Raw genomic sequence first — 26,795 nt, 5'->3', positions numbered from 1 at the left:
CCTCACGCCCACCCATCGCGTTAGGCTGGCCTGTAACAGAAAACGGTCCCGATCCCGGTTTTCCTATCCGCCCCATCGCAAGGTGACAGTTTAGAATACTGTTTACTTTATCTGTGCCTTGAATAGATTGATTGACCCCCTGTGAGTATAGGGTGACGACCTTTTCATTCTTGGCGTACAAACGATAAAAAGTATTTAACTGCTCAATCGATAAACCCGTTTTAGCGGCAACCGTTGCAATATCGCCAGCATCTTTATTTGCACGCTCTACTGCCTGTTCGAAACCTTCGGTATGTGCGTTGATATACGCGTTATTCAGCTGGTGGTGCTGGTTAAGATAGCTGAGTAAACCGTTAAACAAAGCCACATCAGACCCCGCTTTTAATGCCAAGTGCTGATTGGCTATTTCACAGGTATCTGTTTTTCTTGGATCGATAACGATCACCTGAAGGCTAGGGCGGCGTTGTTTTTCGGCTTTAATACGCTGGTATAAAACAGGATGGCACCACGCAAGGTTTGATCCTGTAATAATGATCATATCGGCAAGTTCAAGATCTTCATAGCAGCCCGGTACGGTGTCAGAACCAAATGCCCGTTTATGCCCTGCAACGCTGGATGACATACAAAGGCGTGAATTGGTATCGATATTGCCAGTGCCAATAAAGCCTTTCATCAATTTATTCGCGACATAATAATCTTCAGTTAACAGCTGCCCTGAGACATAAAAGGCAACCGCCTCTTTTCCATGCTGTTCAATAATGTCAGAAAACTGTGTTGCCACGTGCTTAATCGCACTGTTCCAATCAACTTGATGACCATTGATTGATGGGTACTGTAGGCGTCCTTCATGCGTAACTGTTTCGCCAAGCGCGAGTCCTTTTGAACATAAACGCCCATAGTTTGCTGGGTGATCAGCATCGCCTCGGATATCGAGTTGACCGCTTGCAGTAGGCTTCGCTTCAATGCCACAACCTACGCCACAATATGCACAGGTACTTTTAACCCAAGGGGTGACTTTATCTATTGCCACAATCCTTCTCCTTAGCCTGTTCAGCTTTCTCTTTCTGGTTATATAAGAGACTGAGCAATAACTACGCCAGTTTGAGATAAGTGCTAAAACTTATGCGAAAGAAAGTATTAATTCTTACTTAACAATTGGTTGCGGATTGATATGTTATGAAATGCGCATTAGGCAATATTTTCAACTACCACTTAAGGGTTAACACATCAAAAATCGATGCTTTATTCTGGTGTCTCGTGCACTTATTTTGTGCAATAGCTCCTTATTTCAAAGAAATTGATGCGTGATAAAAAAGAACTTTATACGTGATTATAGTTTTGCCTTAACTTTAATTAATTGAAATTTAATGGTTTTATTTTTATTTGGAATGTAAAGGCTAACTACTGGCACTCTCTTTGCTGTAGCTCAATTCATAGCGAGCATGGAAGCGTAAGAGGAATTGAGTTATGTCGAATGAAGCCCCTACAAATAGCATTGTTAACTTTGCGGCAGCTACTGCTAAAGAAAGCCCGTTTTCAGGGAAAGTCACTTTAGTGGGTGCTGGTCCGGGAGATCCTGATTTACTTACCTTAAAAGCCCTAAGGGTTATTCAGCAGGCAGATCTGATCTTGTTTGATCGCTTGGTGAGCAAAGAGATCTGTCAGCTATTCCCTCCTTCAACCCCTGCATTGTATGTGGGAAAGGCCAAAGATCGTCATAGCGTACCTCAAGCTGAAATAAATGATCTTCTCGTGACCAAAGCTCAGCAAGGTTTAAATATCTGTCGCCTTAAAGGAGGCGATGCGTTTGTGTTTGGGCGTGGCGGTGAAGAAATGCTGCGTTTAATGCAAGAAGATATCGAAGTGGAACTTGTTCCCGGTATTACTGCTGCTGCTGGGTGCACCAGTTATGCGGGTATTCCATTGACTCATCGCGGTTTGTCTCAAGGTTGTACGTTTGTGACAGCACATGCAGAGAAAGAACTCGATATTCGTTGGGACAGCTTAGCGCAGCTTGATCACACCTTGGTGTTTTATATGGGGCTGAGCAAGGCAAGTTTGATTGCCGAAGAGCTCATAAAATCAGGTTTAGATAGCAATACGCCAGCCGCCTTGATCGAAAATGGATGCTGCCCAAAGCAACGTGTAGTACGCGGTAAGCTGAACCAACTCGCTGAATTAGTCACAGAACATGATGTGAAATCCCCTGCATTAATTGTGATTGGCAAAGTCGTGGATCTGGCGGATCAACTTCAATGGTTTGCGAGCTTGGATAACCAGAAAGCTGAACGTCTGATGGCGTAATCCGCAGATTTATTTAAAGCATTATTAGAAAAATAAAGAGGATACAACATGGATAAGCAGCGTATTGTTGTGGTTGGAAACGGGATGGTTGGACACAAGTTTATCGATACATTAGTGCAGGATGCCAGTGCAGATAAATTTGATATTGTTACTTTTTCTGAAGAAGCACGACTCGCCTATGATCGCGTAAAGTTGAGTGCCTATTTTTCAGGAACAACAGCAGATGAATTGGCATTAACTGATGAAGGGTATTACCAACAACACGGCGTTAACTTTGTATTGAGCGATAAAGTTGTTGCGTTAGATACAGTAAACAATCACGTGGTTACCGAAAGTGGGCGCCAAGAACCCTACGATAAGTTAATTCTGGCAACCGGTTCATATCCTTTTGTACCTCCTATCCCTGGGAATGATCAGCCGCATTGCTTGGTATATCGCACCATTGAAGATCTTGAGGCGATTACAAAATCAGGTAAAGACAGTCAAGTTGGTGTGGTGATTGGTGGTGGTTTGCTGGGGCTAGAAGCGGCAAATGCACTGAAGCACCTAGGCGTTGAAACCCATGTTGTTGAGTTTGCTCCGCGCTTGATGGCGGTGCAATTAGATGATGGTGGTGCGCGATTACTGCAACGAAAAATTGAGCAGCTCGATGTTCAGGTACATACCGAAAAAGCGACCACAGAAATTGTGGCGGGTGAAACGTGTCGCTACCGCATGAATTTTGCAGATGGCAGCTTTCTTGAAACCGATATGATTGTATTTTCTGCGGGTATTCGCCCTCAAGATGAATTAGCACGTCAATATGGCCTAGAGGTGGGTGAACGTGGCGGAATCGTGATTAACGATAACTGCCAAACGAGTGTCGACAATGTTTATGCCGTTGGTGAGTGTGCGCTTTGGCAAGGACGAATCTTTGGTTTAGTCGCACCAGGTTACAGCATGGCGAAAGCGGCGGTTTCACATATCAGTGGTGGTACGGGGGCATTTACAGGTGCAGATATGAGCACCAAGTTGAAGCTGCTGGGGGTAGATGTTGCCAGTATCGGTGATGCGCATGGGCAAACTGCAGGTGCGCAATCTTACACCTTTAATGATGAAGTCGAGCAAATATACAAACGTCTGATTGTATCGGAAGACGGTAAAAAGATATTAGGTGCAGTATTAGTTGGTGACGTTGATGCCTACGGTACGTTGCTGCAAATGATGCTCAATGATATGGAATTGCCAGAAAACCCAGCAGCATTAATATTGCCAGCGGTTGATGGCGAAGCAAGTACAGGCTTTGGTGTTGATGCCTTGCCAGATTCAGCACAAGTATGCTCATGTTTCGATGTAACCAAAGGGCAGATTAAAGAGGCTGTCGCCAATGGTTGTACCGATATGGCGAGTATTAAAGGCACAACCAAAGCGTCGTCAGGTTGTGGTGGCTGTACTGGGTTGGCAAAACAAGTGTTAGATGCTGAATTAGCGAGCCTTGGTTTTGAGGTGAAAAATGACATTTGTGAGCACTTTGCTTATTCGCGTAAAGAACTGGCTGACATTATTCGCATTAAGGAAATTAAGACATTTGATGAATTGTTAACGAGTCACGGTGAAGGGCTTGGTTGTGAAGTTTGTAAGCCAACTGTGGGATCGATTCTAGCCTCATTTTGGAATGATTATGTATTAGATGACCAACATATTGGGCTGCAAGATACTAACGATATATTTCTTGGCAACATGCAAAAAGATGGCACTTATTCTGTTGTCCCACGTATTGCTGGTGGTGAGATAACGCCAGAGAAATTAATTGTATTAGGGCAGGTAGCGCAAGAGTTTAATCTTTATACCAAAATAACGGGCGGACAACGCATTGACTTATTTGGTGCACAATTACATGAACTTCCGAGTATTTGGAAAAAACTAATTGATGTGGGTTTTGAAACCGGTCATGCCTACGGCAAATCGCTGCGTACCGTGAAATCGTGTGTTGGTAGCACATGGTGTCGTTATGGGGTGAAAGACAGTGTGGGTTTTGCGATAGAAATTGAAAACCGTTACAAAGGATTACGTGCTCCGCATAAGATCAAGTTTGGTGTCTCAGGTTGTACCCGTGAATGCGCAGAAGCACAGTCGAAAGATGTCGGTATCATCGCGACAGAAAATGGCTGGAACCTTTATGTGTGCGGAAATGGTGGTATGCGCCCGCGTCATGCTGATCTTTTTGCATCAGATTTAGATGATAAAACCTTGCAGCAATATGTTGACCGATTCTTGATGTTTTATATTCGCACAGCCGATCGATTACAGCGAACATCGGTATGGCTAGAGAACATAGACGGCGGGCTCGATTACCTTAAAGAAGTCATTATAGATGATAAATTAGGGCTAGCAGAAGAGCTTGAAAACGAAATGGCGCGTAATATTCAAAACTATCAATGTGAATGGAAAACAACCATTGAGTCATCTGAAAAACTCAAACGTTTCCAGCATTTTATTAATAGTTCTGATCCTGATAATAAGCTCTCTTATGTAACAGAGCGAGAGCAGCGTCGCCCTGCAACAAAATCTGAACGCATTGATATTGTAGAAGTGACTGATTAGGTCATTCATTCTGAATCCTGCACCTTGAGGTGACTTGGGTATATATCTTCATTAATAGCTGAAAAGGAAAATATAAAATGAGTGATTGGAAAACAATTTGTCACCAAGATGATTTAATTCCCGATACCGGATTGTGCGCATTATTTGATGATGAACAAGTGGCTATTTTTTATTGTGGTGGTAATCAGAGCCTATATGCATTATCGAATTTTGATCCAATCGGCGATGCGAATGTTTTATCGCGCGGTATTGTCGGCTCTATTGGCGATGAAGTTGTCGTAGCATCACCACTTTATAAACAACATTTTAACCTTAAGACTGGAACGTGCTTAGAATCACCAGAATATACATTAAAGACGTATCCTATACGGATAAATAATGGTGAGATTCAGTTGCAGTTTTTAGCGTAGTGTTTTAAATCAAACGCTTATATTTGTTTCTATGCGTGGTATTTTAAATTATGGAGGCTTTTAGCCTCTATTTTTTTGTTTAAATTTCACTCTTAATTTAAGATTTTATCTTGATTAAAGCTCATGTGTGTACTATTAGTGCATGTTTTTAGTTGGTTGCCCAACTAAAGGGCGTTAATTGACGATTAGTTACAGAGTGATACGTTAACCTATTGTTTAAAAATGAATATTCCTATTTGTTAACGTGGCACGTAATGTGCTTTGTTATAAGGAGAGATGTTATTGATAAATAGAGGGATCTTTGTATGGGTAATAAGGATAAATTTAATTTGTTTTCATTTACTGGCAAGATGAAAATACTTCATCTTAGCTGGTTTGCTTTTTTCATTACATTTATGGTGTGGTTTAACTTGGCACCATTTTTACAATCCGTTAAAGAGTCGCTCGGTTTAACAACCGCAGAAATCAAAACACTGCTTATTTTAAATGTGGCATTTACTATTCCTGCACGTGTGGTTATTGGGATGCTGACTGACAAATATGGCCCTCGTATTGTTTATTCGGCATTGCTCGCCATTTGTTCAATTCCTTGTTTTGCGTTCGCATTGTCTGAAACGTTTATTCAAGCGGCCATTTCACGTTTTGCACTTGGCTTTATTGGCGCTGGTTTTGTGGTGGGTATTCGTTTGGTTTCTGAATGGTTCCCACATAATGAATTAGGGACTGCAGAAGGGATTTATGGCGGTTGGGGTAATTTTGGTTCGGCAGCCGCGGCATTTACGCTACCCACAGTTGCAGTGATGCTTGGCGGTGAAGATGGTTGGCGCTATGCAATGGCAATTACCGGTGTAATGAGCTTACTGTTCTCTTTTGTCTTTTATGCCAATGTTACCGATACCCCTAAGGGCTCAACGTATTTCCGTCCTAAGAATTTAGGTGCAATGGAAGTGACATCAACAGGGGACTTTTTCTTATTATTGTTGATGAAAATTCCAATGTACGGTGCATTGGCGTTATTAGCTTGGAAGCTATCGCCGACAGGTATAGCGATGCTATCTGACACTATAGTTAACAGTATTTATATTGGACTATCAGTGTTGTATTTATATGAAGTATGGCAAACCTGGAAGCTGAATAAGTCGATATTTTCTGAGCCAGTACCAGAGATTCATCAATACAAATTTAAACAAGTCGTGGTGCTGAATATTCTTTATTTTGCTACGTTTGGTTCAGAACTTGCCGTTATTTCAATGTTGCCTCTTTTCTTTTCTGAAACGTTTGAACTTACACCTGTAATGGCGGGAATGGTTGCTTCAGCGTATGCGTTTATGAACCTTATGTCGCGTCCTGGTGGTGGATGGTTATCAGATAAATTTGGTCGTAAACCAACGTTATTGATTCTAACTGCGGGCTTAGCCGTAGGGTATTTTTTCATGGGGCAAGTAAACAGTGAATGGCCGTTATGGTTGGCTGTAGTGGTAGCAATGGCATGTTCTTTCTTTGTTCAATCAGGAGAAGGGGCTGTGTTTGCGACAGTGCCGTTAATAAAACGTCGTATGACAGGGCAGATTGCTGGCATGACAGGGGCTTATGGCAATGTTGGTGCAGTGTGTTATCTCACAGTATTATCGTTAGTTGATTACAGCACATTCTTCTTAGTGATTGCTGGTACAGCGGTATTGGGCTTTATTACCTTGTTGTTTATGGAAGAGCCATCAGGTCAGATTGCAGAAGTTAATGACGATGGAAGCGTAACGTTAATTGATGTTGCCAATAATTAATACCATCCTTGATAAGCCTACTGTTGGTTTCATAGAAAAATAGTGAGTGAAGTGAAACGAAAAATGAAGGGGGTTAAATGACTATATTGCATGGTTAGTTTAACCACTTCAGCTCATTCGCTAAACCTACTGCTTTGTAAAGAACATAGTTAGAAAGGGGGGCGTTATGACTCAAGCTTCATCGAGTACGCATTCAGCCAAAGAGTGTGTTAGCAACAATGCTTTGAATCGGGGTGAAGTAAAACAAAACACACCGCCTAAACAGCAAAAATCAATGTTGTTGTCATCAAACAAAAACGTTGAAAATAGATTGCACGTTGCGATGGGCGGCTATTCAATTGCGGGTGTACGAGCCATTAATCAAGATGCCTTTTCAGTTAAGCTGCCGAGCAGTAATAATATCGTGAAATATAAAGGCATTGTGGCATGTATTGCCGATGGCGTTAGCTGCAGTGAAAATGCGCAACAAGCCAGCCAAACCAGCGTTACTCAATTTATTGATGAATATTACAGTACGCCTGATAGTTGGAATGTGAAGAAATCAGCTTCGACCGTATTAACGTCATTGAATCAATGGCTGTATCAACATGGTCAGTACAGTGACTTGCGGCATAATGGCTTGGTTACAACGTTTAGTGGCGTTGTTTTAAAATCGAATACCGCGCACCTTATTCATGTGGGCGATAGCCGAATTTATCGCTATCGGCAGGGGAAATTAACCCTGTTAACTCGCGATCATTGCCGTAAGCAAAAAGGAAGAAATAGCTTTCTTACACGGGCGTTAGGTATGGATAGTCACTTAGAGGTGGACTACCTACAAGAACCTATTGAAAAAGGAGATATCTTTTTTCTCTCCACTGATGGTGTACATGAATGGCTCACGAATAATGAAATAACAGCATTAATCTATGAAGGAAAAAAAGAGAAGAGAGACAGAGAGCAACAAGCCAAAGCGATCATAGCGCAAGCGCAAGCCAATGGAAGTGATGATAATCTAAGTTGTTTATTGTTAGAGGTACTTGACGTACCTAGCTTGAATATCGAAGAGGCCTATAACCAACTCACTGAAAAAGTAATTCCGCCGATACTCAAAGTTGGTAATACCATTGATAACCTCAAGGTGGTTGATGTCATACACAGTGGTACGCGTAGCCATGTGTATTTAGTCAAGAAGATTGAGGATAACGCAGAGGCTGCTCATTATATATTAAAAGCCCCTTCTCCTAATTTTTCTGAAGATCTACTTTATCTTGAAGGGTTCACCAGAGAGCACTGGGTGGGATGCCAGCTTAATAACGCTAGTATTATGAAGATTTATGATCACAATACCCGCTCTCCATTTTTGTACCATTTGTGTGAATATGTTGAAGGACAAAGTTTACGGCAATGGATGTATGATAACCCTAAACCCAGTTTTGAAAGTGTCCGTATTATTGCCAAAGGAATGATAAAGGCTATTCGTGTGTTTCAACGAATGGAGATGGTACATCGTGATCTTAAACCTGAAAATATCATGCTGGCAAAAGATGGGCGTATCGTGATCATTGATTTTGGTACGGTACAGGTTGACGGTTTAGACGAAATTGCGTCACCAGTATCTGAAGATGTACCCATGGGCTCGGTTGATTATATTGCCCCAGAATACTTGGCAGGAGAAAGGGCGCAGCATCAGTCAGATATTTTTTCTATTGGAGTGATTTTATTTGAAATGCTAACGGGGAAATTACCGTATGTCACACGACCCTCTCGGGTTATACAGTCTATACCTCATCAAGATTGGCATTATATCTCGGCGTGTCAGTATCGTGAGGATATTCCATTTTGGCTTGATATTACGTTAAAAAAAGCCTGCCAACCATCGCCAAAATTACGTTATCAAGCAATGTCAGAATTGCAGCAGGATTTTACATCCCCCAATCCTCAAATTGTCGCTGAATATGATAAATCACCGTTAATAAAACGCCACCCCATCTCATTTTGGAAAGTAGTCTCTTTTGTACTACTGGTTATTGTTGTAGCTGAAGGGTATTTCTTAATGGCGATACTCTAAAGACCTAAAATAAGATATTTAACCTAAGCACTAATAAACATTAGTGCTTTTTTATGCTTGCAATAAATGCATTTAAGACTGATTGAAATATGCGTAATAACAGGCTGTTGTTCACCCCTGGAAAGGCTCTGTTTCCTGCCGTGAACGTTAACCTTATGATTTGAAAAGAATAAAGGTGATCGCCGTCATGATTTTTGTTTCGTCTTGATTATGCCCGACAAGAATTTGTTTAAGATCAAATTGCGACAAGGCAACAAGGTGTTACAAAGAGAACAGACGGCGAGAGATGTACATCGCAATAAAATGAACGTACCAAGACTGATTACATTTAGTGGTGCTTTAGCGAAATAACGTTAGAGATTATTACCGTAATTAGTTTTTAAATATTATGGAGAATTATTATGAGCAGTGCATTTTTTATCCCTTCGGTAAACTTAATGGGCGCTGGTTGTTTAACTGAGGCGGCAGATGCGGTTAAAGCACATGGCTTCAAAAAAGCATTAATCGTGACAGATAAAGTATTGAACCAAATTGGCGTGGTTAAGCAAGTGGTTGATCTGCTGGCTGAACGTAACGTAGAAGCGGTTGTTTTTGATGGCACACAACCTAACCCAACAATGGGCAATGTTGAAGCGGGCTTAGCACTATTAAAAGCCAATGAGTGTGACTTTGTTATTTCATTAGGTGGTGGCTCGCCGCACGATTGTGCGAAAGGTGTTGCGCTTGTTGCTTCAAATGGCGGTTCAATCTCTGATTATGAAGGGGTTGATGTGAGTGCTAAACCTCAGTTACCACTTGTTGCGATTAATACGACAGCTGGTACAGCATCAGAGATGACACGCTTCTGTATTATTACGGATGAAGCTCGTCACATTAAGATGGCAATTGTTGATAAAAATACAACGCCATTAATGTCAGTTAATGATCCTGAATTGATGCTAGCAAAGCCTGCATCATTAACCGCAGCAACCGGTATGGATGCGCTAACACACGCTATTGAAGCATACGTTTCAACGGCAGCAACACCGATTACAGATGCTGTAGCAATTAAAGCTATGGAGCTTATTCAGGCACACTTACGTACCGCTGTAAATGATGGTCAAAACCTTGAAGCGCGTGAGCAAATGGCCTACGCACAATTCATGGCTGGCATGGCATTTAACAATGCCTCTTTAGGTTACGTACACGCAATGGCGCACCAGTTAGGTGGTTTTTACGACCTGCCACATGGTGTGTGTAATGCGGTTCTTTTACCTCACGTTCAACGCTATAACGCTAAAGTATGTCCTGAGCGTTTACGTGATGTGGCAAAAGCCATGGGTGTGAATGTTGAATCTATGACGGCTGAACAAGGTGCAGATGCTGCATTAGAAGCCATTCAAGTACTATCGAAAGATGTAGGTATTCCAGCGGGCCTTAAAGATCTTGGCGCAAAGAATGAAGATATCTCAATACTTGCTGATAATGCGTTGAAAGATGCATGTGGTTTTACTAATCCAAAGCAAGCAACTCATGAAGAAATTTCTGAGATTTTTGCTGCTGCAATGTAATAGTTACTATGAGGACTTATGCGTTAACTATTAGGTTTCGATAGTTAAGTGTAAGGCCTTCGTGCTAATAAAAAAGCGATCATTAATGATCGCTTTTTTTTATAGCGTAGATAACCATATTTACTTTTTGGGTCAGCCATAAGCAATACTACTGCTATTTATTGTGCCATTTAGTTTCTATTAAGCCGCATCAAATCGTGTAATATATGACAGGTAACTTTATATAAATTGTATAGAAGGAAGACATAATGGAAGCCGAACTACTCGAAATAAAGAACTTCCTTTCCCAATACCCGCCTTTTAGCGAGCTTCCTGATGATGTTTTAACTTATGTAACCCAGCATGTTGAGATTTCCTATTTTCGACAAAATATGCCCGTTATTCATTTGGGCGATCATATTCAAGATCTTTACATGGTACGAAGTGGGGTTGTAGAGGTTTATCGTCGAAACGGTAAATTATATAACCGCCTTACTCAAGGTGGCCTCTTTGGACAGATGGGGCTATTAACCAATAATCGTGTTCGCTTTCCTGTTACAGCCATTGACGACACCTTGGTTTATTGTCTTCCTGAGGCGGTTTTTCAAGAGTTGTATAATAATCATGATACGTTCGCAGATTTTGTTGAAGTAGAAGATAATGCTCGTCTAAGGCAAGCCATTTCAAATCAAGATGATCAAAACGATCTCACTACATCAAAAGTGAGAAGCTTACTGACTCGTGATGCGCCTTTTGTCTATAAATCGGAGTCGATTCAGCAAGCTGCAATTAAGATGGCCGATGAAAGTGTTTCGTCTTTATTGATCATCGACCCTGATATTTTAGATGATAATTATAACGATACTAGCTCTGTAATAGGCATTATTACTGACCGAGATTTATGCACGCGAGTACTGGCTTCTGGTATCGACCCTAATGATACAGTAGCAAGTGTTATGACCAGCGAAGTCGTTTCTTTAGATCATAATGCTTACGTGTATGAAGCGATGTTGATCATGCTTCGCTTTAACGTGCACCACCTTCCTATATTTAAAGATAAAAAACCGATAGGTATTATTGAAACGACAGACATTGTTCGTTATGAATCACAAAGCTCTTTATTATTGGTTAGTAATCTTTTCCAGCAACAGAGCATTGACGATCTTGCTGTTGTATCTAGCGAAGTGAAAGATAGTTTTGTGCGCTTGGTTAATGAAGATGCAAACTCGCACATGGTGGGTACTGCGATGTCCGTAATTGGGCGTAGTTTCACACAACGTATTATTGAACTAGCTGAAGAAGAACTTGGTCCTGCACCTATTCCTTTTTGTTTTATCGCATTAGGTTCAATGGGGCGAGATGAGCAATTAATCGTTACCGATCAGGACAATGCGATTATTTTAGACGATAGCTATGATGAAAATAAGCATGGTCGTTATTTTGAAGCACTGGCGAAAATAGTGTGTGATGGGCTAGATAAATGTGGCTATGATTATTGCACTGGCGATATTATGGCAACCAACCCTATGTGGCGTATGACGCGTAGTGCATGGGAAGCCTGCTTTGCTGATTGGATCGAAGATCCTAACCCAAAGGCCTTGTTAAACACCTCGATATTTTTTGACCTTGATGGTGTGTATGGCAACCTTAAATGGGCCGACCAACTCAATGCATTTATTGTTCGTCGAGCGCGTAAAAATAACCGCTTCCTTGCTTGTTTAGCCCGTAATTCATTAAATCGCACACCGCCACTGGGTTTTTTTAAAGACTTTGTAATGGAAAAAGATGGTCGTCACAATAATTCCATTAACCTTAAGCGCCGGGGAACAGCACCTCTTGCAGATTTGATTCGTGTTCATGCTCTTGCGGTTGGCTCTCGTTCTAAAAACTCTTTTGAACGTTTAGATGACATTATAGATGCAGGTATTTTACCTAAAGGGCGAGGGCGAGATTTACGTGACGCAATGGAATTCATTTCGATGGTACGCATTCGTCACCAAGCCGTCGATGTAGAACAAGAGAATGAGCCTGATAATAATATTGAGCCAGAAAACTTATCTGATTTTGAACGACGTAATTTAAAAGATGCGTTTCAGATCTTAAGTAACGCTCAGAACTTTCTAAAGTTCCGTTATACCGCAAGCAATAACTTTAAGTAGTATGATGATGAAACGACTTTTTCAAACACCGAGTACAGATTGGGCTACCCGGCATGCTAACAAGCAGGCTTCAGCCAGTCATCCTTTTCTTAAGGCGTTTTATTCTGCTCCGTTAGTCGCAGGGGATACACCTTTAGATGAAATAGAATTTGTGGCGATGGACTTTGAAACCACAGGTCTTAATGCTAAAAAAGATGGCATCATAACTATTGGCTTAGTGCCTTTTACCCTTAATCGTATATACATTAATCGGGCACAACATTGGATTGTTAGACCACGTCAAAAGTTGAATGAACAGTCTGTCGTTATTCACAATATTACTCACAATGACATTCTGGATGCACCTGATTTATCTGAAGTGATTGAGCCCGTACTTGCAGCATTGGCAGGACGTGTCGTCGTCGTGCATTACCGTCGAATAGAAAGGGAATTTCTCGACCGAGCATTGAAAGCTCGAATCAAAGAGGGCATAGAGTTTCCCGTTATTGATACCTTAGATCTAGAAGCTCACATTCAGCAGCGACTTAATGGTGGTTTTTGGAACACGCTTAAAGGCAAAAAACCTCAGTCGGTACGTTTGGCACAAGCGCGTAAGAGGTATGGTTTGCCAGCATATACCCCTCATCATGCTTTAACAGATGCCATTGCCACTGCTGAATTACTGCAAGCGCAAATTGCCTACCATTATGATGCTAAGAAACCCATCGAAGACTTTTGGTTGTAATATTTGCAAACATAAGAAGATGCTGTGTTTTATTAAAATAGCATTCTTCTTGTGATTAAAATGCTCAGTTTCATCATAAAGCTTACCGTAATATTTATCTTTTAGAACAATATTCCTATTACGACGATGTAATCTATCGCCTCGATTAATTAACGGTATGCCGTAATTTTTGATCAATATTGATGGTGCATTTGGGGAGGTGATGATCAAATTATCGTCACGCCTTCAGATGCGTCTGTTTACATATTCACATCTATTTAAAATTAATTAAGAGTAGAAAAGATTAGTGTACTAAACGATGGTGCTGGAGTGCGTATCAAAATTGAACGAAAAGCGACTGGTTTGGTTGATTTATCTTCGTTCTTAATTGTTTTTGGTGTTTTAATTAAGTAGCTGATAGAATTGGCACAATATTTTGAATTAATATTACTATGAGCACGAAGTTATTTTTTTGTTTTTCTCGTTTGTTTGTTTCGTTCTCATACTGATTTAACTCAACTAAAGCTACCTTTAGAGAGGGAAAATGACAAAAGGTATAGATAAATACAGTATAGATAGTACCGATTATACTGTTGGGCAAGACAATGTACAAAAATGGGGATTTGATGTTCATAATCCGGTATTTGGTATTAGTGCTGGACTGATTGCATTATTCCTAATTGCAGCATTGGTTTTAGATCCAGTCATAGCTAAAAGTACTTTAGATGGTATAAAGTTACAGATTATTAGCTCGTTCGATTGGCTATTTATCTGGGCTGGTAACATTTTTGTAATATTTTGCTTAGGTTTGATCGTTTCTCCTTATGGAAAAATTCGACTAGGCGGTGAAGATGCCGTTGCCGATTATTCTGTTATGTCGTGGCTGTCTATGTTGTTTGCTGCGGGTATGGGAATCGGCTTGATGTTCTGGAGTGTTGCAGAACCTGTTGCTTACTTTACTGGATGGTATGAGACCCCGCTGGGCGTTGAAGCCAATAGTCCTGAAGCCGCTAAGCTTGCTTTAGGCGCAACTATGTACCACTGGGGACTTCACCCATGGGCTATTTACGGTATTGTCGCACTATCATTAGCATTCTTTTCTTACAACAAGGGTTTACCGCTTTCCCTTCGTTCTATTTTTTATCCAATTTTAGGTGATCGAGCTTGGGGTTGGGCTGGGCACTGTATCGATATTCTCGCTGTTTTAGCGACTTTATTTGGTTTAGCTACCTCATTAGGTTTAGGTGCACAGCAAGCTGCTAGTGGTATTCATCACGTATTCGGTATTGATGCTGGCATTGGATTGCAAATTGCCGTCATTACTGTTGTTACGTTACTAGCCGTTGTGTCTGTTGTTCGTGGTATTGATGGAGGCGTTAAAATCCTCAGTAATATCAATATGATTATTGCATTTTTATTGCTAGTTCTAGTCGCTGTCGTTGGGTACTCAGTATCATTCAGCTCTATTTCTACGACTTTTATGTCATATGTCGAGAACATTATTCCTTTAAGTAACCCACACGGTCGTAATGACGAAGCTTGGTTCCAAGGCTGGACGGTATTCTATTGGGCATGGTGGATTTCATGGTCTCCATTTGTTGGTATGTTCATTGCGCGAGTATCTAAAGGTCGTACTATTCGCCAGTTTATTACAGCGGTTCTTATTGTTCCAACCAGTGTTACATTGATTTGGATGTCAGTGTTTGGTGGCTTAGCCATTGATCAAGTCATCAACAATGTAGGCGAGCTTGGTGCTAGAGGTCTAACAGACGTTTCACTGGCTATGTTCGAAATGTTTGATGTTATGCCATATGGTTCTATTCTATCCATGATTGCTGTCGTATTGGTGTTGGTTTTCTTTATAACCTCTTCTGATTCTGGCTCTTTAGTGATAGACAGTATTACGTCAGGTGGCAAAGTTGATGTGCCTATCCCACAGCGTATTTTCTGGGCATCTTTACAAGGGGCGGTTGCGGTAGCACTTCTGTGGATTGGTGGAACAGAGGCTGTTCAGGCACTGCAAGCTGCTGTTATATCAACAGCCCTACCATTCACGTTTATACTGTTGCTAATGTGTGTGAGTTTGGTCTTGGGTATGCGAACCGAGCCTTTTAAGCGTTAGTTTAAAAGTGAAATAATCAACATTGTTTAATACTAAAATTGTCTAGTCCTAAAATGGGCTGATAAAAAAGGCTAGCCACATGGGCTAGCCTTTTTATTTGAGGACGAGAAAGAACGAGATATAGACAGACTAGATAAAGGGAGACGTCATTAACTGACGTTAGATAATGGGGTGTTTTTAATTGCCGATGCTGGAATTGGTTTGAAATATGCCGCCCCATTCTTACCTTGTTGCTTTACTTCATACATCGCAAAATCAGCTTGCTTCAGCACTTCTGGGATACTTTTAGCAAATGTTGGAAATTGGCTGATCCCGATACTGGCCGAGATGGTCAGTGACTTGCCTGAAATCATGGTTGAGCTATTAAGCAAACTGACAAGCTTGTCTGGTAATTGAGATGGTGTAGCGCCTGAAGTATTTAGCTGAATTAATTCAATCACAGCAAATTCATCGCCTCCCATTCTTGCACTAAAACAGTGTGGTTGCTCTAATTGTCGAAGGCGGCGAGCTATATTGCGTAAGAATACATCTCCAGTATGATGTCCTTGTGTATCGTTTATTTTTTTAAAACCGTCTAAATCAATTAGATAGAAATTGAATGCCTGATTGTTTTTGGCGAGTTTATCTAGTTTTTTATTTAACCACAGACGGTTTCTAATCCCTGTGAGTGAATCGTACATTGCTAGGCGGTGATGGTAGCGAGATTCACGCAATAAAAGATAGGCGATAATCATGCCAGTCAAAATTGTTGAAATTAATAGATATCGAAAAATCACTTCGAGTGTTGAAATAGCATTAATTTTATTACCTAAATCATCACTTGATAGTCTAAATTTATGGTTTAAGTAGATTTGTAAATCGTCATAATCATTCTTAAAGAGGTGCAACAAACTCGCTTCATTTTTGGTTATTGGTAGTTGAAGAAGCTGATCTTCCATCGACTTTATATACGTGAAATGATGGTCTATTTCGGTAATGCTACCCTCAAATTGATCAAGGTGTTCGACGAGTGAATTATTTATTATGGAATTGTAACGACTCCATAAAATTTCGTATTGGATCAGCATATCGTTGTAATCACTGGTACCAAGCTGGTAACTTTGGAGTTGATAAATAAATTCAGAATATTCTTTTGTTAGTTGTAAAACGAACCATATCGCTTCATTTTGACTTTTAGATATCACTTCTGAGGTCTGTTTTAAATAGCTAACAGTCATCAATATGCTAACCACTAAAATTGGCGTAATGATATAAAGTGCTTTTTTTAATAAACGAACGGTCCATTTAATGAATGGAGAATGACTTTGTAGCTCCACTTTATTCAACCTTTATACTTTCTAGTTGCCAAATCATCTTAGCCAGGTAAGTCGTTTGCTGTAATTCGGCGTATTGGTCGAGAGGGAAAATTAGCCAGAAAGGCCCGTAATCACGGATTTTTAAATACTGCTCATCTTTTTTTATCGCAATAATGGGTTCGTATTGCAGCATCTCTTGCCAAGTAACTTCTGTTGTATAGTCGTTTAAGGCTTTTAGCCTTATTAACGAAGGCTTGATGTTATGCATTTCTAGTAAGGTACTGAGCTTCACGCCTTTGAATGCCGCTTGACCGTTAATCCAAGGAAGTTGGGTGGTAATTGTTGTTTGTGGCAGTTGTTCTATCTGCTCTAAAGATACTGTAAGTTCGACTTTTTTGCCGTTGGCTTGGTGTGCTGAAAGCGTAATATCAGTGCTGAGCGCTATGGCGTAAGGTGAAGATAGTAAAAATGCAAAAAAACAGCTTATTAATAGGGGGGGGAGCGATAGCTTCATGGTCATCCATATACCTCTCATTCGAATTACAATATCCAATGTCATGTGGATTATTACAGAATAGCGACGAGTATTCCTATACAGTGTAGACAGTTCTCTACATTGAAAGTGGTATTTTTTTGACTATTTTACTGCTCACTGCTGAGTGAGTTTATTAATGATCTGGGTGGTTTTACTTTAATCGTACATTTTTCGTTTAAAGTAATGGGCTAAACATATAAAAGAATCGTTCACCCAATTTGTTTAACATTGGGCGTTTTATCCATTCATTATTATCAATACTCGTTGAATTTTTAATATATTCTTGCTGTAGCCAACTCAGTTGCTGGGTAAATTCAAGATTATCAACGGCCAAGGTGACTTCAAAGTTGAGCCATAAACTGCGCATATCAAGGTTAACAGTACCAATTAAGCAATGAGTATCATCGATAACCACTGATTTAGTGTGTAGTAACCCGCCATGAAAACGATGAATTTTCACGCCTGCTTGTAATAACTCTCCAAAAAAAGATCGGCTTGCCCACTCAACCATTGTTGAATCATTTTTATCTGGTACCACAATATGGACGCCAAGCCCCCGTTCGGCAGCGCCTTTTAGCGCATGCTGTAGATGCTCGCTTGGTACGAAGTATGGCGTCGTAATAACAACACTTTTTTGTGCTTGGTAAATACTTAATAACAGCACTTGGTGAATAATTTCGTCAGGCATGCCAGGGCCTGATGGGATCACTTGAACGGTATCAATGGTATCGGGTGATGTATCGATACCACAAGCTGGTAATTCAGGTAAGAAACGTTGCCCCGTTTCGACCTCCCAATCCCATGCTTGAATGCAATTGAGAAGTGGAACTGTTGGTCCGGTTAAGCGCACCATCACGTCAACCCACTGACCTACATCTGCATTTGTTTTGAAAAACGCGGGGTCAACTAAATTCATTGAACCTGTGTATGCGATGGTATTATCAATGACGATAATTTTTCGATGTTGACGTAAATCTAACCGACGAAAAAACATACGTAGCGGAGACACGGCCAGAGCTTGAGTTATTTCAATACCTGCTTGGCGCATGAGCTTTGGCCAATGTGAACGGAAGAATCGTGAACTACCCGCAGAATCAAGCAGTAACCGGACGGATAGACCTCTTTTTGCCGCTTGAATTAATGCAACGCCAACAGCGTCTGCCAATCCGCCTGAGTGCCAAATATAAAACTCTAGATGGATAGACTCTTTCGCTTCTTGAATATCGTCAATAATTGAATGCAGAATTTGCTTGGGAGAATCTTGTAACGAGAGGGTATTACCCGCTAAACCAGGCACCCCAAGACGTTTCTCGCACAAGTCACTAATAGGGCGCGCATTCTGACTCATTAGTTGAGGTTGATGGCTAGGACAATCATTGAGCCGCTGAAACCATTCCGCAAATGGATGGAACATGTCGCGAGCACGCTCTGCGCGTTTCTTACCTAAATTCAATTCGCCAAATAGTAGGTAGGCGAATACCCCACCAATAGGAATGATGAAAATTATCATTAACCAAGCAAGAGACACGCCGACAATACGACGTTGGAATACCACGCGCATGGTTACACCAGCAATAATTAGCCAGTAAAGGAAAACACCGACCCAAGCTAAAACTTGATAAAACTGTTCCATATAAATGATTTATCAGACAGTAATGAATAAATTATAAAACCTATTCTGCATTCTTTCTTGAGTAAAACATAGCCTTTCCGACTAGCCTTTGTGAGCGACCAGACTTTATATGGATTTTAGGTGCATAAAAGAAGTGTGTCTAAGAAATAATGCGCAAGGTTATATGCCCAGATACCTCAAGATGCAGAATTCAGAGTGGCCTCAGCGTGTTTAATTCAAGAAGAATATGTGCAGCACGAAAATAATACGGAGCGGTTTATATTGAGAAAGGGGTGATATAACCAAATAAAAAAGCAATTAATGATTGAAATGTATGCAATGTGTACTAATTTGAAGTGAAATAACAGTGGTTGATCAAGAAATAGAAAAGCAGGCTTCACATTCTATTCTTAAACTGTTCTACTTGCTACCAACAGTATGTAGATGGATAACATCATGCTGTACACAATAGTTTACAGTGTTGATTTAACGCTGTAGTGAAAATAGTAAGCACACATAATTAGAGATGTAATATGGCGAGTAGTTCAAGAGCGCAATTTAGTTCACGGATAGGGTTCATCTTGGCAGCGGCCGGTTCAGCGGTTGGTCTTGGTAATATTTGGGGTTTTCCCACTCAAGCAGCCAGTAATGGCGGTGCTGTTTTTCTTTTTGTATATTTGCTTATGGTGTTTGCTTTAGCTTATCCATTGTTAGTGGCAGAGCTAACCATTGGTCGCTATGGCAATGCGAATCCGATCAAATCATTACGCTCTATATGGCCTCAGCAGCGTGGTATAGCCGCATTGCTTGGCATAGCAGGTATGATTGCGGTATCAATGATTCTAAGCTTCTATGCCATTGTTGCGGGTTGGTTATTTGGTTTCTTAGTAGGACCCATCTTAGAAGCAATTGGCTTCACAACGGCTGCTAATTGGCTTGAATCATTCAGCACCAGTCGTAACCTCATTTTGATGATCGTGTTCATGATCATGACCATTATGGTAGTACGTAATGGTGTCGCAAACGGTATTGAGCGTTGGTCTACCCGTTTAATGCCGGTATTGCTGGTTCTTTTTGTCGTGATGGTGGGTTACATCTTAACGCAAGAAGGGGCAATGGAAGGCTTGAAGATGTTCCTAGTGCCAGATTTCTCTCATTTCAGCTCAGGTCTAGTGGTGAGTGCGATGGGGCAGGCATTTTTCTCTTTATCATTGGGTGTATGTTCAATGATGGTATACGGTTCATACCTGAGAAAAGATACCAATATTCCAAAGACAGCAGCCCAAGTTGCACTGCTTGATACGTCTGTGGCCTTTATTGCTGGCTTGTTGATTCTGCCTGCAATGTTTGTTGCACAGCATAACGGTGTCGAAATTTATAACGATGCTGGTGCTTTATTAGATTCTGATACGTTAGTGTTCAGTGTATTACCTGCAATGTTCGAGACTATGGGTACGGGTGGTGTATTCATTGGTATTCTGTTCTTTGTATTGATGGTTATCGCTGCACTAACATCGTCAATTTCAATGCTTGAAGTACCTGTTGCTTGTGCGACAGAAGAACTACAACAAGATCGTAAAGTAGCGGTATGGTGGATTGGCGGTCTAATTACAATCTTCTCATCAATCATCGTGTATAACTTTGGTGATATGTTTGGGCTGGTGATTTCATTAACCACTGAATATGCACAACCAATACTAGGCATGTGTTTTGCGCTACTGGTAGGTTGGATTTGGAAGCGCGACCAAGTGCTTCAAGAAATAAAAGAAGGCTACCCAGAATTAGAGCAAAGCTTATTCTGGAAGATCTGGCCTTGGTATGTACGTGTTGTGTGTCCAGTTATGATGCTGATGGTGTTCTTTGCTTAATTGCGTTTAAGTAGAACACTGACTATACAATTCAATATTTAGCCGCTCACTTGAGCGGCTTTTTTACATCAGAGCTAACTTCATAACCTCAAGCGACCTAAAGAATATCTATCGCATCAAGCTGGCGCATCGGTATATACTGCGCGCCTTTAATGTTTTCTCTTTTTTTCTGGGTAATAATTATGTTCACTCTTGTTCATCAACATCCTGATTTTTTGGTTATTAATAAACACCCAGGGGTGAGTGTCCATAAAGATGATGGCGATCAGCCTTTACTTGCTGAAGTGGCAAAGCAGACGGGTGATGAAAAACTCTATTTGATCCATCGCTTAGATAAAATGACATCAGGTTTATTGTTATTAGGTCGCAATCGTCAAGCGGCAGCAGAATTATCAGGTAATTTTGCAAAGCGCGATGTTGAAAAATTTTACCTTGCTATTGGTACGAAAAAACCAAAGAAAAAACAAGGTGTTGTGATTGGTGACATGAGTCGTTCTCGTCGTAGTAGCTGGAAACTCGACTCGACCAAAGACAATCCAGCGATTACGCAATTTTTCTCTACAGCGGCAGGCAATGGACGCCGCTGTTTTTTATGTAAACCTCATACAGGGAAAACGCATCAAATTCGAGTCGCACTTAAAAGTGTCGGTTCGGGGATCACGGGTGATGAAATCTACGGAAATGAAGAAGCAGATCGTGGGTATCTTCATGCTTATGCTTTGTCTTTCCCTTATAAAGGTGAAAATCAGCAGTTCATTTGTGTTCCCGATAATGGTGAACTTTGGCAGGCTGAAGAGGTTAAACAAGCGTTAGCTGAATGGGTGACACCTTGGCTGCTAGCCTGGCCTAAATTACCAGGAAAAAGTTAAAGCGGCGTTATGCTTTCAGCCAAACCAAATGATGGATTAAAATAAGCTGGTTAATAAAAGACCAGCTGAATAACTGAAAGAGTACAAAGTAAACGAATTGTTAAAAGTTTATTGGTAAAAATAAGCCTTTAGATCAACATATCGAGTTAAAACGATAAAAAAGAATGTCTATTTTTGCTGGTTGATTATAATTCGAGCAAGTGCAAATATCTTTTTGATGAAGATCACATATAATACCCGCCTAGGATTTACCTAGTTTGAGGATTAAAATGCGCCTTACTCGTTCTGTCTCGCTCCGCATGCGTCTTAAAAAGAAAACGAATCAATCTCGTTTCTGGAGCTTGGCGTCAACTCGCCGTAATAGCCAAAAGATTAAGACTCGTATTCAACGTCAAAGACAAGTTCGCATTACTGCTGAATATGTTGTTCTCGCCAATAGTCGCCTTCCTGAAGAAAACCTCAAATTGGTCGCATAAAGACAGATATTTGGATTAGAATAGCGCCCTTATTTCAATAAACCCAGTAGAGTTATGGAAATCAGTGCGCTACCAATCTTAGAACAACATCTGATCAATGAGTTATCGACACCACCCAATGAAGTACGTCGTTTATTTCATGGTCGTGGCCGTTGCTGGTCAGGTTTAGAACAAATTACGGTTGATTGGTTGCAAGGCCAAGTTCTGGTTTCTTTGTTTAAAGAACCTACAGAAGCATTTCTTCAAGAGTTGAATGCCTTATTTACACGTTTAGTTGAATCAGATGTTTGGCAAAATACTGAGGCAACATCTCTATTATTGCAACACCGAGATCGCCAAGGTTCACCAACAGAAGTACTGTGGGGTGAAAGTTCTGATCATCAAAACGTCATCGAAAATGGGCTAACGTTTAAACTCGATCTCGGTCGTAATCAGAATAACGGTTTATTCCTTGATATGCGTTACGGTCGCCGTTGGGTTCAAGAACATGCACAAGGTAAGCGAGTGCTTAATTTGTTTGCCTATACCTGTGGATTTTCAATCGCTGCGATTGAAGGTGGGGCAGAACATGTTGTTAATCTTGATATGGCAAAGTCGGCATTAACTCGCGGTCGTGAAAATCATCATTTGAATAATCATGATTTAAAGAAAGTGAGCTTTCTTGGTCACGAGTTATTTAAGTCATGGGGCAAAGTCAGAAAGTTTGGACCGTATGATTTAATCATTATTGATCCGCCTTCCTTCCAAAAAGGCAGTTTTGCATTAACCAAAGATTATCAAAAAATCTTACGCCGTTTGCCTGAGCTATTAACAGAAGAGGGCAGCGTACTTGCATGCGTGAATGATCCTTCTATTTCTTCTCAGTTCTTGATTGATGGTATGGCTGAAGAAGCACCAAGCTTAGTCTTTGAACAGCGTCTTGATAACCCACCTGAATTCAAAGAAATTGAAGTTGAAGGTGGATTGAAAGCTTTGGTGTTTAAGCGTAAATAACTGAAAGTAGACGTGAATATCTATTACTAAAAAGCCCCTTCAATGCAGAACTTAGTTTAAGTCACGCATTGAAGGGGCTTTTATTGTTTATATACATCGAATAGATTTATTGTGATAGTTCAGCGCAATATTCTGCGTATACTGGTTGCTCGACGATTTTTCGACCACGCATATCCATGATGATAATGTTATAACCCATACCTTCATTAAACAGTGGACTTAATTCGTTACTAGAGCAGTAACTTTTAGCTGCATGGGCAGCTGCTTGGCTTGGGGCGATTTTACTTCCACCACCATATAAAATGGTAATTTCTACGATTTTATTACGGGCCTGCGCTCTCATGATTTGGTATTGATCTACCTTGTCATAAGGGGCTTTATTGTTGATTGTCGTCGCTCGGCTTTTCGCCAAAGCGATTACTGCGTCATCTTCGGTTGATGCACAGCCCCCTAGAATTAGCAGCGTACTAAGTGCGAGTATTTTTTTAAGCATTAAGGCAGTACTTTTTTGAATGGTTTTACAATCACATTAGCGTAAACACCAGCTGCAATGTATGGGTCTGCATCTGCCCATGTTTTTGCATCTTCTAATGAATTGAATTCAGCGATAACGGTAGAGCCTGTAAAGCCCGCTTCACCAGGGTTCTCGCTATCAATGGCTGGCATTGGGCCTGCAACAAGAAGACGTCCTTCAGCTTGCAGTGCTTGTAGACGTGCAAGATGCTGTTCACGTACACTTAAACGGCGCTCTAAACTGTTTTCTACATCCTGAGAAAAAATCACATACCACATTCGCTTATTACTCCCTTCTTATTATTGGCTGTTTTACTTAGCCTATACTACCCAATAAAAAAAGCCTGAACTAGTTGTTAAGGCTTTTTTGCAGAACAGGTATTATTTTTTCGTATAATTAAGAGCGCTCTTATCAACAGAACGTGCTTTTAATACTATTAGGCTTTTTTGATCGGACGAGGACGCCCTTCACTGTTAATCGCTACATAGTTAAATGTAGCTTCACAGACTCTGTAGCGATCGCCCACACTTTCGTGTGCAACAGGTTTAACCCATACTTCTAAAGCGACGCTCATTGATGTATTACCAATGCGTTTGCACTCGCCGTAACAACATACAACATCCCCCACTTTTACAGGGGCTTTGAAAGCAATACTATCAACAGAAACGGTAACGACACGGCCACCAGAAATTTCTTTTGCTAAGATTGCACCCGCAAGATCAAGCTGAGACATAATCCAACCACCAAAAATGTCACCATTGGCGTTAGTATCTGCAGGCATTGCAAGCGTACGAAGCAGTAGCTGCCCGCGTGGAATATTATTTTCTGTATTCATTATTTAATCTGGACTCTATGACTTATTCTGAATCGGTTTCTTTCGGCATATGGTGGTAAATATATCCACCTGTGACAAGGGTGAAAATCAAAGTTAAGGCTAATAAGCCGAATACTTTAAAATTAACCCACACATCGAGTGGTAAAGTGAATGCCACATAGATGTTTACGACTGCGCAGACGGCAAAAAAGCCTGTCCATGCCATGTTAATGCGTGTCCATACTGTATCGGGTAGCGTAATTTCTTTACCCAACATACTTTTAATGAGTGGTTTGCCCATGATTTGGCTTACCGCTAGTCCAATCGAGAAAATGGCATAGATAATGGTGACTTTCCATTTTATGAAATTCTCGTCATGAAGAAACAGCGTTAATCCGCCAAAGACAGTGACCATCGCGAAGGTCACTAACTGCATTTTTTCCACTTTCTTATATAAGAACCACGTTACAGCAACTTGAACGGCAGTTGCTATTATCAATGCCCCTGTCGCAACGAAAATATCATTGGTTTTGTATAAGACAAAAAAGATGATTAAAGGAATAAAATCGAGCAGTTGTTTCATTAAGTGGCAACCTCTACATTATATATCTTGTAAGTATACCCTGAGACAAACAAAAAGGCTGCAGCTAGTCAGGCTGCAGCCTTAATACCAAGTCATTATCTGGTATTAGCGTTGTTCTAAGGAGATAACTTTCGGGTTAAACCTTTACCGCTTCTTCTTCATTATCGCCAATATAGCTATCAACAATAACAGCACAAGCAGCATCACCAGTGATATTCAATGCAGTACGCACCATATCGAAGATACGGTCTAGAGCAAAGAGTAACGGTAGACCTTCAATCGGTATACCTGCTGAAAGCAATACAGCAACCACTAAGAATGAAGGGCCAGGAACACCCGCTTGACCGACTGCACCTAATGTTGAAGTAACGATAATCGCGATATAAGCACTCATACCAAGATCAATGTTAAACATTTGTGCAAAGAAGATGGCAACCAAACCGTAGTAAATAGCATTACCACTCATATTGATTGTTGCACCTAATGGCAGAACAAATGAAGCGGTTGAATTGCGAACACCGAGTTCTTCTTCACAGGTTTCCATCGTAACAGGCAGTGTTGCCATTGAAGAGGCGGTCGATAATGCCACCGCTTGTGGCTTCTTCATTGCCGACAAAAATTTAATTGGTGAGGTCTTACTAAACAGCTTGATCATAATCGGGTAGAAAATGAAGCCGTAGATAAGAATTGCAGCAATGTAAACAACGAATAGCTTAAAGACTACCATTAGGGCACTAAAGCCGAATGTGCCCACAGCATCAGCCATTAGACCGAACACGCCTAGTGGTGCAATTTTCATGACAACGTTGATCATCCAAACCATTGCATCAACGATAGCATTCACACCATTAATCAGTGGATCGCGACGTTCTTTCTCTAACTTCGATACAGCTACGCCAAAAAAGAGGCAGAATACAAGAATTTGAAGGATGTTAGCTTCATTAAGAGACTGGAAAACGTTTGTCGGGATCATACCCAAAAGAGTTGCCCAAAATGAAGGTAAATCGCCTTTTTCAGCGTATGCATTAGAAAACATACCTTCGACGCCAGTAAGGTCGATGCCAACGCCAGGTTGGAATACTTCCCCCATCACCAATGCCAATGTTACGGCCACTGCTGATGTAAAAGCAAAGAAACCTAATGTTGTCAGCCCTACTTTTCCTGCTGAATGGCTGCTTCCCAAACCAGCCGCACCAGAGATAATAGCAACCGCAACCAATGGAATAACAAGCATCTTAATAAGATGGATGAAGATACTACCAAGTGGTGCAAACATGCTGGCAGAATGCCCCATCATTGCGCCAACGATTGTACCTACAATCATCGCAATAACGACCTGAACGCCGATATTGCCTAATAATCCTTTTTCTTTTAACACTTTCGATACCCTCTGTCGTGTTTGTTAATACTGTTGTGTTTTGTTGGTTTTTACCGAGTTAAGTTTTTTCAATGTTATAAATGTTAACTCAATATTTTGCGAGTGTGTTTTTACACGCAATTTTAGTGCTTATCAATCATTCTTTTCGATATTTTGCTCTATTGATATAGGTCAAGATTATGTAAATTTGGTGTGATTGATGGGTTTTTGAACTGGG

General features: G+C 40.8%; 22 protein-coding genes. 13 read left to right on the top strand and 9 right to left on the bottom strand.

Features of this window, described 5'->3' with window-relative positions; all coding sequences use genetic code 11:
- The coding region (locus tag C9J12_RS11640) for a molybdopterin-dependent oxidoreductase (protein WP_146150083.1) at positions 1 to 1,030 on the bottom strand (1,030 nt) is incomplete at its 3' end.
- A 437-nt stretch (positions 1,031 to 1,467) separates the two neighbouring features.
- Between C9J12_RS11640 and cobA the strand changes: the two genes are divergently transcribed.
- The 9 genes from cobA to C9J12_RS11595 all read left to right on the top strand — a co-directional run bounded on the left by cobA (position 1,468) and on the right by C9J12_RS11595 (position 15,641).
- Positions 1,468 to 2,304 carry a uroporphyrinogen-III C-methyltransferase gene (cobA, locus tag C9J12_RS11635; RefSeq protein ID WP_107242864.1) on the top strand — a complete coding sequence of 279 codons (837 nt, stop codon included), beginning with the start codon at positions 1,468 to 1,470 and terminating at the stop codon, positions 2,302 to 2,304.
- Positions 2,305 to 2,352: 48 nt separating this feature from the next.
- Positions 2,353 to 4,887, top strand: coding sequence for a nitrite reductase large subunit NirB (gene nirB, locus C9J12_RS11630; protein ID WP_107242863.1), 2,535 nt, complete (start codon positions 2,353 to 2,355; stop codon positions 4,885 to 4,887).
- 77 nt (positions 4,888 to 4,964) lie between these two features.
- Positions 4,965 to 5,297 (top strand): nitrite reductase small subunit NirD, encoded by a 333-nt coding sequence (nirD, locus tag C9J12_RS11625; protein WP_107242862.1) that lies wholly within the window; start codon positions 4,965 to 4,967, stop codon positions 5,295 to 5,297.
- Between the two features lie 305 nt (positions 5,298 to 5,602).
- Positions 5,603 to 7,078 (top strand): NarK family nitrate/nitrite MFS transporter, encoded by a 1,476-nt coding sequence (locus C9J12_RS11620; RefSeq protein WP_107242861.1) that lies wholly within the window; start codon positions 5,603 to 5,605, stop codon positions 7,076 to 7,078.
- 166 nt (positions 7,079 to 7,244) lie between these two features.
- Positions 7,245 to 9,128, top strand: coding sequence for a bifunctional protein-serine/threonine kinase/phosphatase (locus C9J12_RS11615; protein WP_107242860.1), 1,884 nt, complete (start codon positions 7,245 to 7,247; stop codon positions 9,126 to 9,128).
- 401 nt (positions 9,129 to 9,529) lie between these two features.
- Entirely contained in the window at positions 9,530 to 10,678 is a 1,149-nt protein-coding gene (yiaY, locus tag C9J12_RS11610; RefSeq protein ID WP_011219184.1) for an L-threonine dehydrogenase, read from the top strand.
- Positions 10,679 to 10,926: 248 nt separating this feature from the next.
- A complete protein-coding gene (locus C9J12_RS11605) occupies positions 10,927 to 12,816 on the top strand; it encodes a DUF294 nucleotidyltransferase-like domain-containing protein (protein WP_107242859.1) in 1,890 nt (629 codons plus the stop codon).
- 7 nt (positions 12,817 to 12,823) lie between these two features.
- The gene (locus C9J12_RS11600) at positions 12,824 to 13,540 is read left to right on the top strand and encodes a 3'-5' exonuclease (protein ID WP_107242871.1); all 717 of its coding nucleotides are present in this window, start codon (positions 12,824 to 12,826) and stop codon (positions 13,538 to 13,540) included.
- A gap of 523 nt (positions 13,541 to 14,063) precedes the next feature.
- On the top strand, positions 14,064 to 15,641 hold the full coding sequence (locus C9J12_RS11595; RefSeq protein ID WP_107242858.1) for a BCCT family transporter: 1,578 nt from the start codon (positions 14,064 to 14,066) through the stop codon (positions 15,639 to 15,641).
- Positions 15,642 to 15,790: 149 nt separating this feature from the next.
- Here the strand turns inward: C9J12_RS11595 and C9J12_RS11590 are convergent, their stop codons facing one another.
- From C9J12_RS11590 to cls, 3 genes are all read right to left on the bottom strand, one after another.
- The gene (locus tag C9J12_RS11590) at positions 15,791 to 16,957 is read right to left on the bottom strand and encodes a GGDEF domain-containing protein (protein WP_107242857.1); all 1,167 of its coding nucleotides are present in this window, start codon (positions 16,955 to 16,957) and stop codon (positions 15,791 to 15,793) included.
- A 1-nt stretch (position 16,958) separates the two neighbouring features.
- On the bottom strand, positions 16,959 to 17,456 hold the full coding sequence (locus tag C9J12_RS11585; RefSeq protein ID WP_107242856.1) for an oxidoreductase: 498 nt from the start codon (positions 17,454 to 17,456) through the stop codon (positions 16,959 to 16,961).
- 190 nt (positions 17,457 to 17,646) lie between these two features.
- Positions 17,647 to 19,104, bottom strand: a complete 1,458-nt coding sequence (gene cls, locus C9J12_RS11580; RefSeq protein WP_107242855.1) for a cardiolipin synthase — start codon at positions 19,102 to 19,104, stop codon at positions 17,647 to 17,649.
- Between the two features lie 512 nt (positions 19,105 to 19,616).
- Here cls and C9J12_RS11575 point away from each other — a divergent pair.
- From C9J12_RS11575 to C9J12_RS11560, 4 genes are all read left to right on the top strand, one after another.
- Complete coding sequence (locus C9J12_RS11575) at positions 19,617 to 20,951, top strand: sodium-dependent transporter (protein WP_107242854.1); 1,335 nt, start codon at positions 19,617 to 19,619, stop codon at positions 20,949 to 20,951.
- Positions 20,952 to 21,133: 182 nt separating this feature from the next.
- On the top strand, positions 21,134 to 21,820 hold the full coding sequence (locus C9J12_RS11570) for a TIGR01621 family pseudouridine synthase (protein ID WP_107242853.1): 687 nt from the start codon (positions 21,134 to 21,136) through the stop codon (positions 21,818 to 21,820).
- Between the two features lie 269 nt (positions 21,821 to 22,089).
- The gene (locus tag C9J12_RS11565) at positions 22,090 to 22,296 is read left to right on the top strand and encodes a hypothetical protein (RefSeq protein ID WP_006233112.1); all 207 of its coding nucleotides are present in this window, start codon (positions 22,090 to 22,092) and stop codon (positions 22,294 to 22,296) included.
- A gap of 54 nt (positions 22,297 to 22,350) precedes the next feature.
- On the top strand, positions 22,351 to 23,289 hold the full coding sequence (locus C9J12_RS11560; RefSeq protein WP_107242852.1) for a class I SAM-dependent methyltransferase: 939 nt from the start codon (positions 22,351 to 22,353) through the stop codon (positions 23,287 to 23,289).
- 106 nt (positions 23,290 to 23,395) lie between these two features.
- On the opposite strand, the gene gspS2 is transcribed toward C9J12_RS11560, so the two are convergent.
- The 5 genes from gspS2 to C9J12_RS11535 all read right to left on the bottom strand — a co-directional run bounded on the left by gspS2 (position 23,396) and on the right by C9J12_RS11535 (position 26,578).
- Complete coding sequence (gene gspS2, locus C9J12_RS11555; RefSeq protein WP_107242851.1) at positions 23,396 to 23,782, bottom strand: type II secretion system pilot lipoprotein GspS-beta; 387 nt, start codon at positions 23,780 to 23,782, stop codon at positions 23,396 to 23,398.
- On the bottom strand, positions 23,782 to 24,081 hold the full coding sequence (locus C9J12_RS11550) for a YciI family protein (RefSeq protein WP_107242850.1): 300 nt from the start codon (positions 24,079 to 24,081) through the stop codon (positions 23,782 to 23,784). The genes gspS2 and C9J12_RS11550 overlap by 1 nt, the downstream gene beginning before the upstream one ends.
- Before the next feature lie 158 nt (positions 24,082 to 24,239).
- Positions 24,240 to 24,638, bottom strand: coding sequence for an acyl-CoA thioester hydrolase YciA (gene yciA, locus C9J12_RS11545; RefSeq protein WP_107242849.1), 399 nt, complete (start codon positions 24,636 to 24,638; stop codon positions 24,240 to 24,242).
- Between the two features lie 22 nt (positions 24,639 to 24,660).
- Positions 24,661 to 25,200 (bottom strand): septation protein A, encoded by a 540-nt coding sequence (locus C9J12_RS11540; RefSeq protein WP_011219171.1) that lies wholly within the window; start codon positions 25,198 to 25,200, stop codon positions 24,661 to 24,663.
- A gap of 136 nt (positions 25,201 to 25,336) precedes the next feature.
- Positions 25,337 to 26,578 carry a dicarboxylate/amino acid:cation symporter gene (locus C9J12_RS11535; protein WP_107242848.1) on the bottom strand — a complete coding sequence of 414 codons (1,242 nt, stop codon included), beginning with the start codon at positions 26,576 to 26,578 and terminating at the stop codon, positions 25,337 to 25,339.
- Positions 26,579 to 26,795: the final 217 nt, after the last annotated feature.

Origin of the sequence: Photobacterium frigidiphilum (genome assembly GCF_003025615.1) — a bacterium.
In the GTDB taxonomy this organism is placed as follows: Bacteria; Pseudomonadota; Gammaproteobacteria; order Enterobacterales; family Vibrionaceae; genus Photobacterium; species Photobacterium frigidiphilum.
This window is presented reverse-complemented; position numbering and strand designations above follow the sequence as displayed.

Excerpts from the sequence above, each read along its gene's own strand:
- cobA (WP_107242864.1), top strand. The coding sequence starts at position 1,468 with ATGTCGAATGAAGCCCCTACAAATAGCATTGTTAACTTTGCGGCAGCT.
- nirB (WP_107242863.1), top strand. The coding sequence starts at position 2,353 with ATGGATAAGCAGCGTATTGTTGTGGTTGGAAACGGGATGGTTGGACAC.
- nirD (WP_107242862.1), top strand. The coding sequence starts at position 4,965 with ATGAGTGATTGGAAAACAATTTGTCACCAAGATGATTTAATTCCCGAT.
- C9J12_RS11620 (WP_107242861.1), top strand. The coding sequence starts at position 5,603 with ATGGGTAATAAGGATAAATTTAATTTGTTTTCATTTACTGGCAAGATG.
- C9J12_RS11615 (WP_107242860.1), top strand. The coding sequence starts at position 7,245 with ATGACTCAAGCTTCATCGAGTACGCATTCAGCCAAAGAGTGTGTTAGC.
- yiaY (WP_011219184.1), top strand. The coding sequence starts at position 9,530 with ATGAGCAGTGCATTTTTTATCCCTTCGGTAAACTTAATGGGCGCTGGT.
- C9J12_RS11605 (WP_107242859.1), top strand. The coding sequence starts at position 10,927 with ATGGAAGCCGAACTACTCGAAATAAAGAACTTCCTTTCCCAATACCCG.
- C9J12_RS11600 (WP_107242871.1), top strand. The coding sequence starts at position 12,824 with ATGAAACGACTTTTTCAAACACCGAGTACAGATTGGGCTACCCGGCAT.
- C9J12_RS11595 (WP_107242858.1), top strand. The coding sequence starts at position 14,064 with ATGACAAAAGGTATAGATAAATACAGTATAGATAGTACCGATTATACT.
- C9J12_RS11585 (WP_107242856.1), bottom strand. The coding sequence starts at position 17,456 with ATGACCATGAAGCTATCGCTCCCCCCCCTATTAATAAGCTGTTTTTTT.
- cls (WP_107242855.1), bottom strand. The coding sequence starts at position 19,104 with ATGGAACAGTTTTATCAAGTTTTAGCTTGGGTCGGTGTTTTCCTTTAC.
- C9J12_RS11575 (WP_107242854.1), top strand. The coding sequence starts at position 19,617 with ATGGCGAGTAGTTCAAGAGCGCAATTTAGTTCACGGATAGGGTTCATC.
- C9J12_RS11570 (WP_107242853.1), top strand. The coding sequence starts at position 21,134 with ATGTTCACTCTTGTTCATCAACATCCTGATTTTTTGGTTATTAATAAA.
- C9J12_RS11565 (WP_006233112.1), top strand. The coding sequence starts at position 22,090 with ATGCGCCTTACTCGTTCTGTCTCGCTCCGCATGCGTCTTAAAAAGAAA.
- C9J12_RS11560 (WP_107242852.1), top strand. The coding sequence starts at position 22,351 with ATGGAAATCAGTGCGCTACCAATCTTAGAACAACATCTGATCAATGAG.
- gspS2 (WP_107242851.1), bottom strand. The coding sequence starts at position 23,782 with ATGCTTAAAAAAATACTCGCACTTAGTACGCTGCTAATTCTAGGGGGC.
- C9J12_RS11550 (WP_107242850.1), bottom strand. The coding sequence starts at position 24,081 with ATGTGGTATGTGATTTTTTCTCAGGATGTAGAAAACAGTTTAGAGCGC.
- yciA (WP_107242849.1), bottom strand. The coding sequence starts at position 24,638 with ATGAATACAGAAAATAATATTCCACGCGGGCAGCTACTGCTTCGTACG.
- C9J12_RS11540 (WP_011219171.1), bottom strand. The coding sequence starts at position 25,200 with ATGAAACAACTGCTCGATTTTATTCCTTTAATCATCTTTTTTGTCTTA.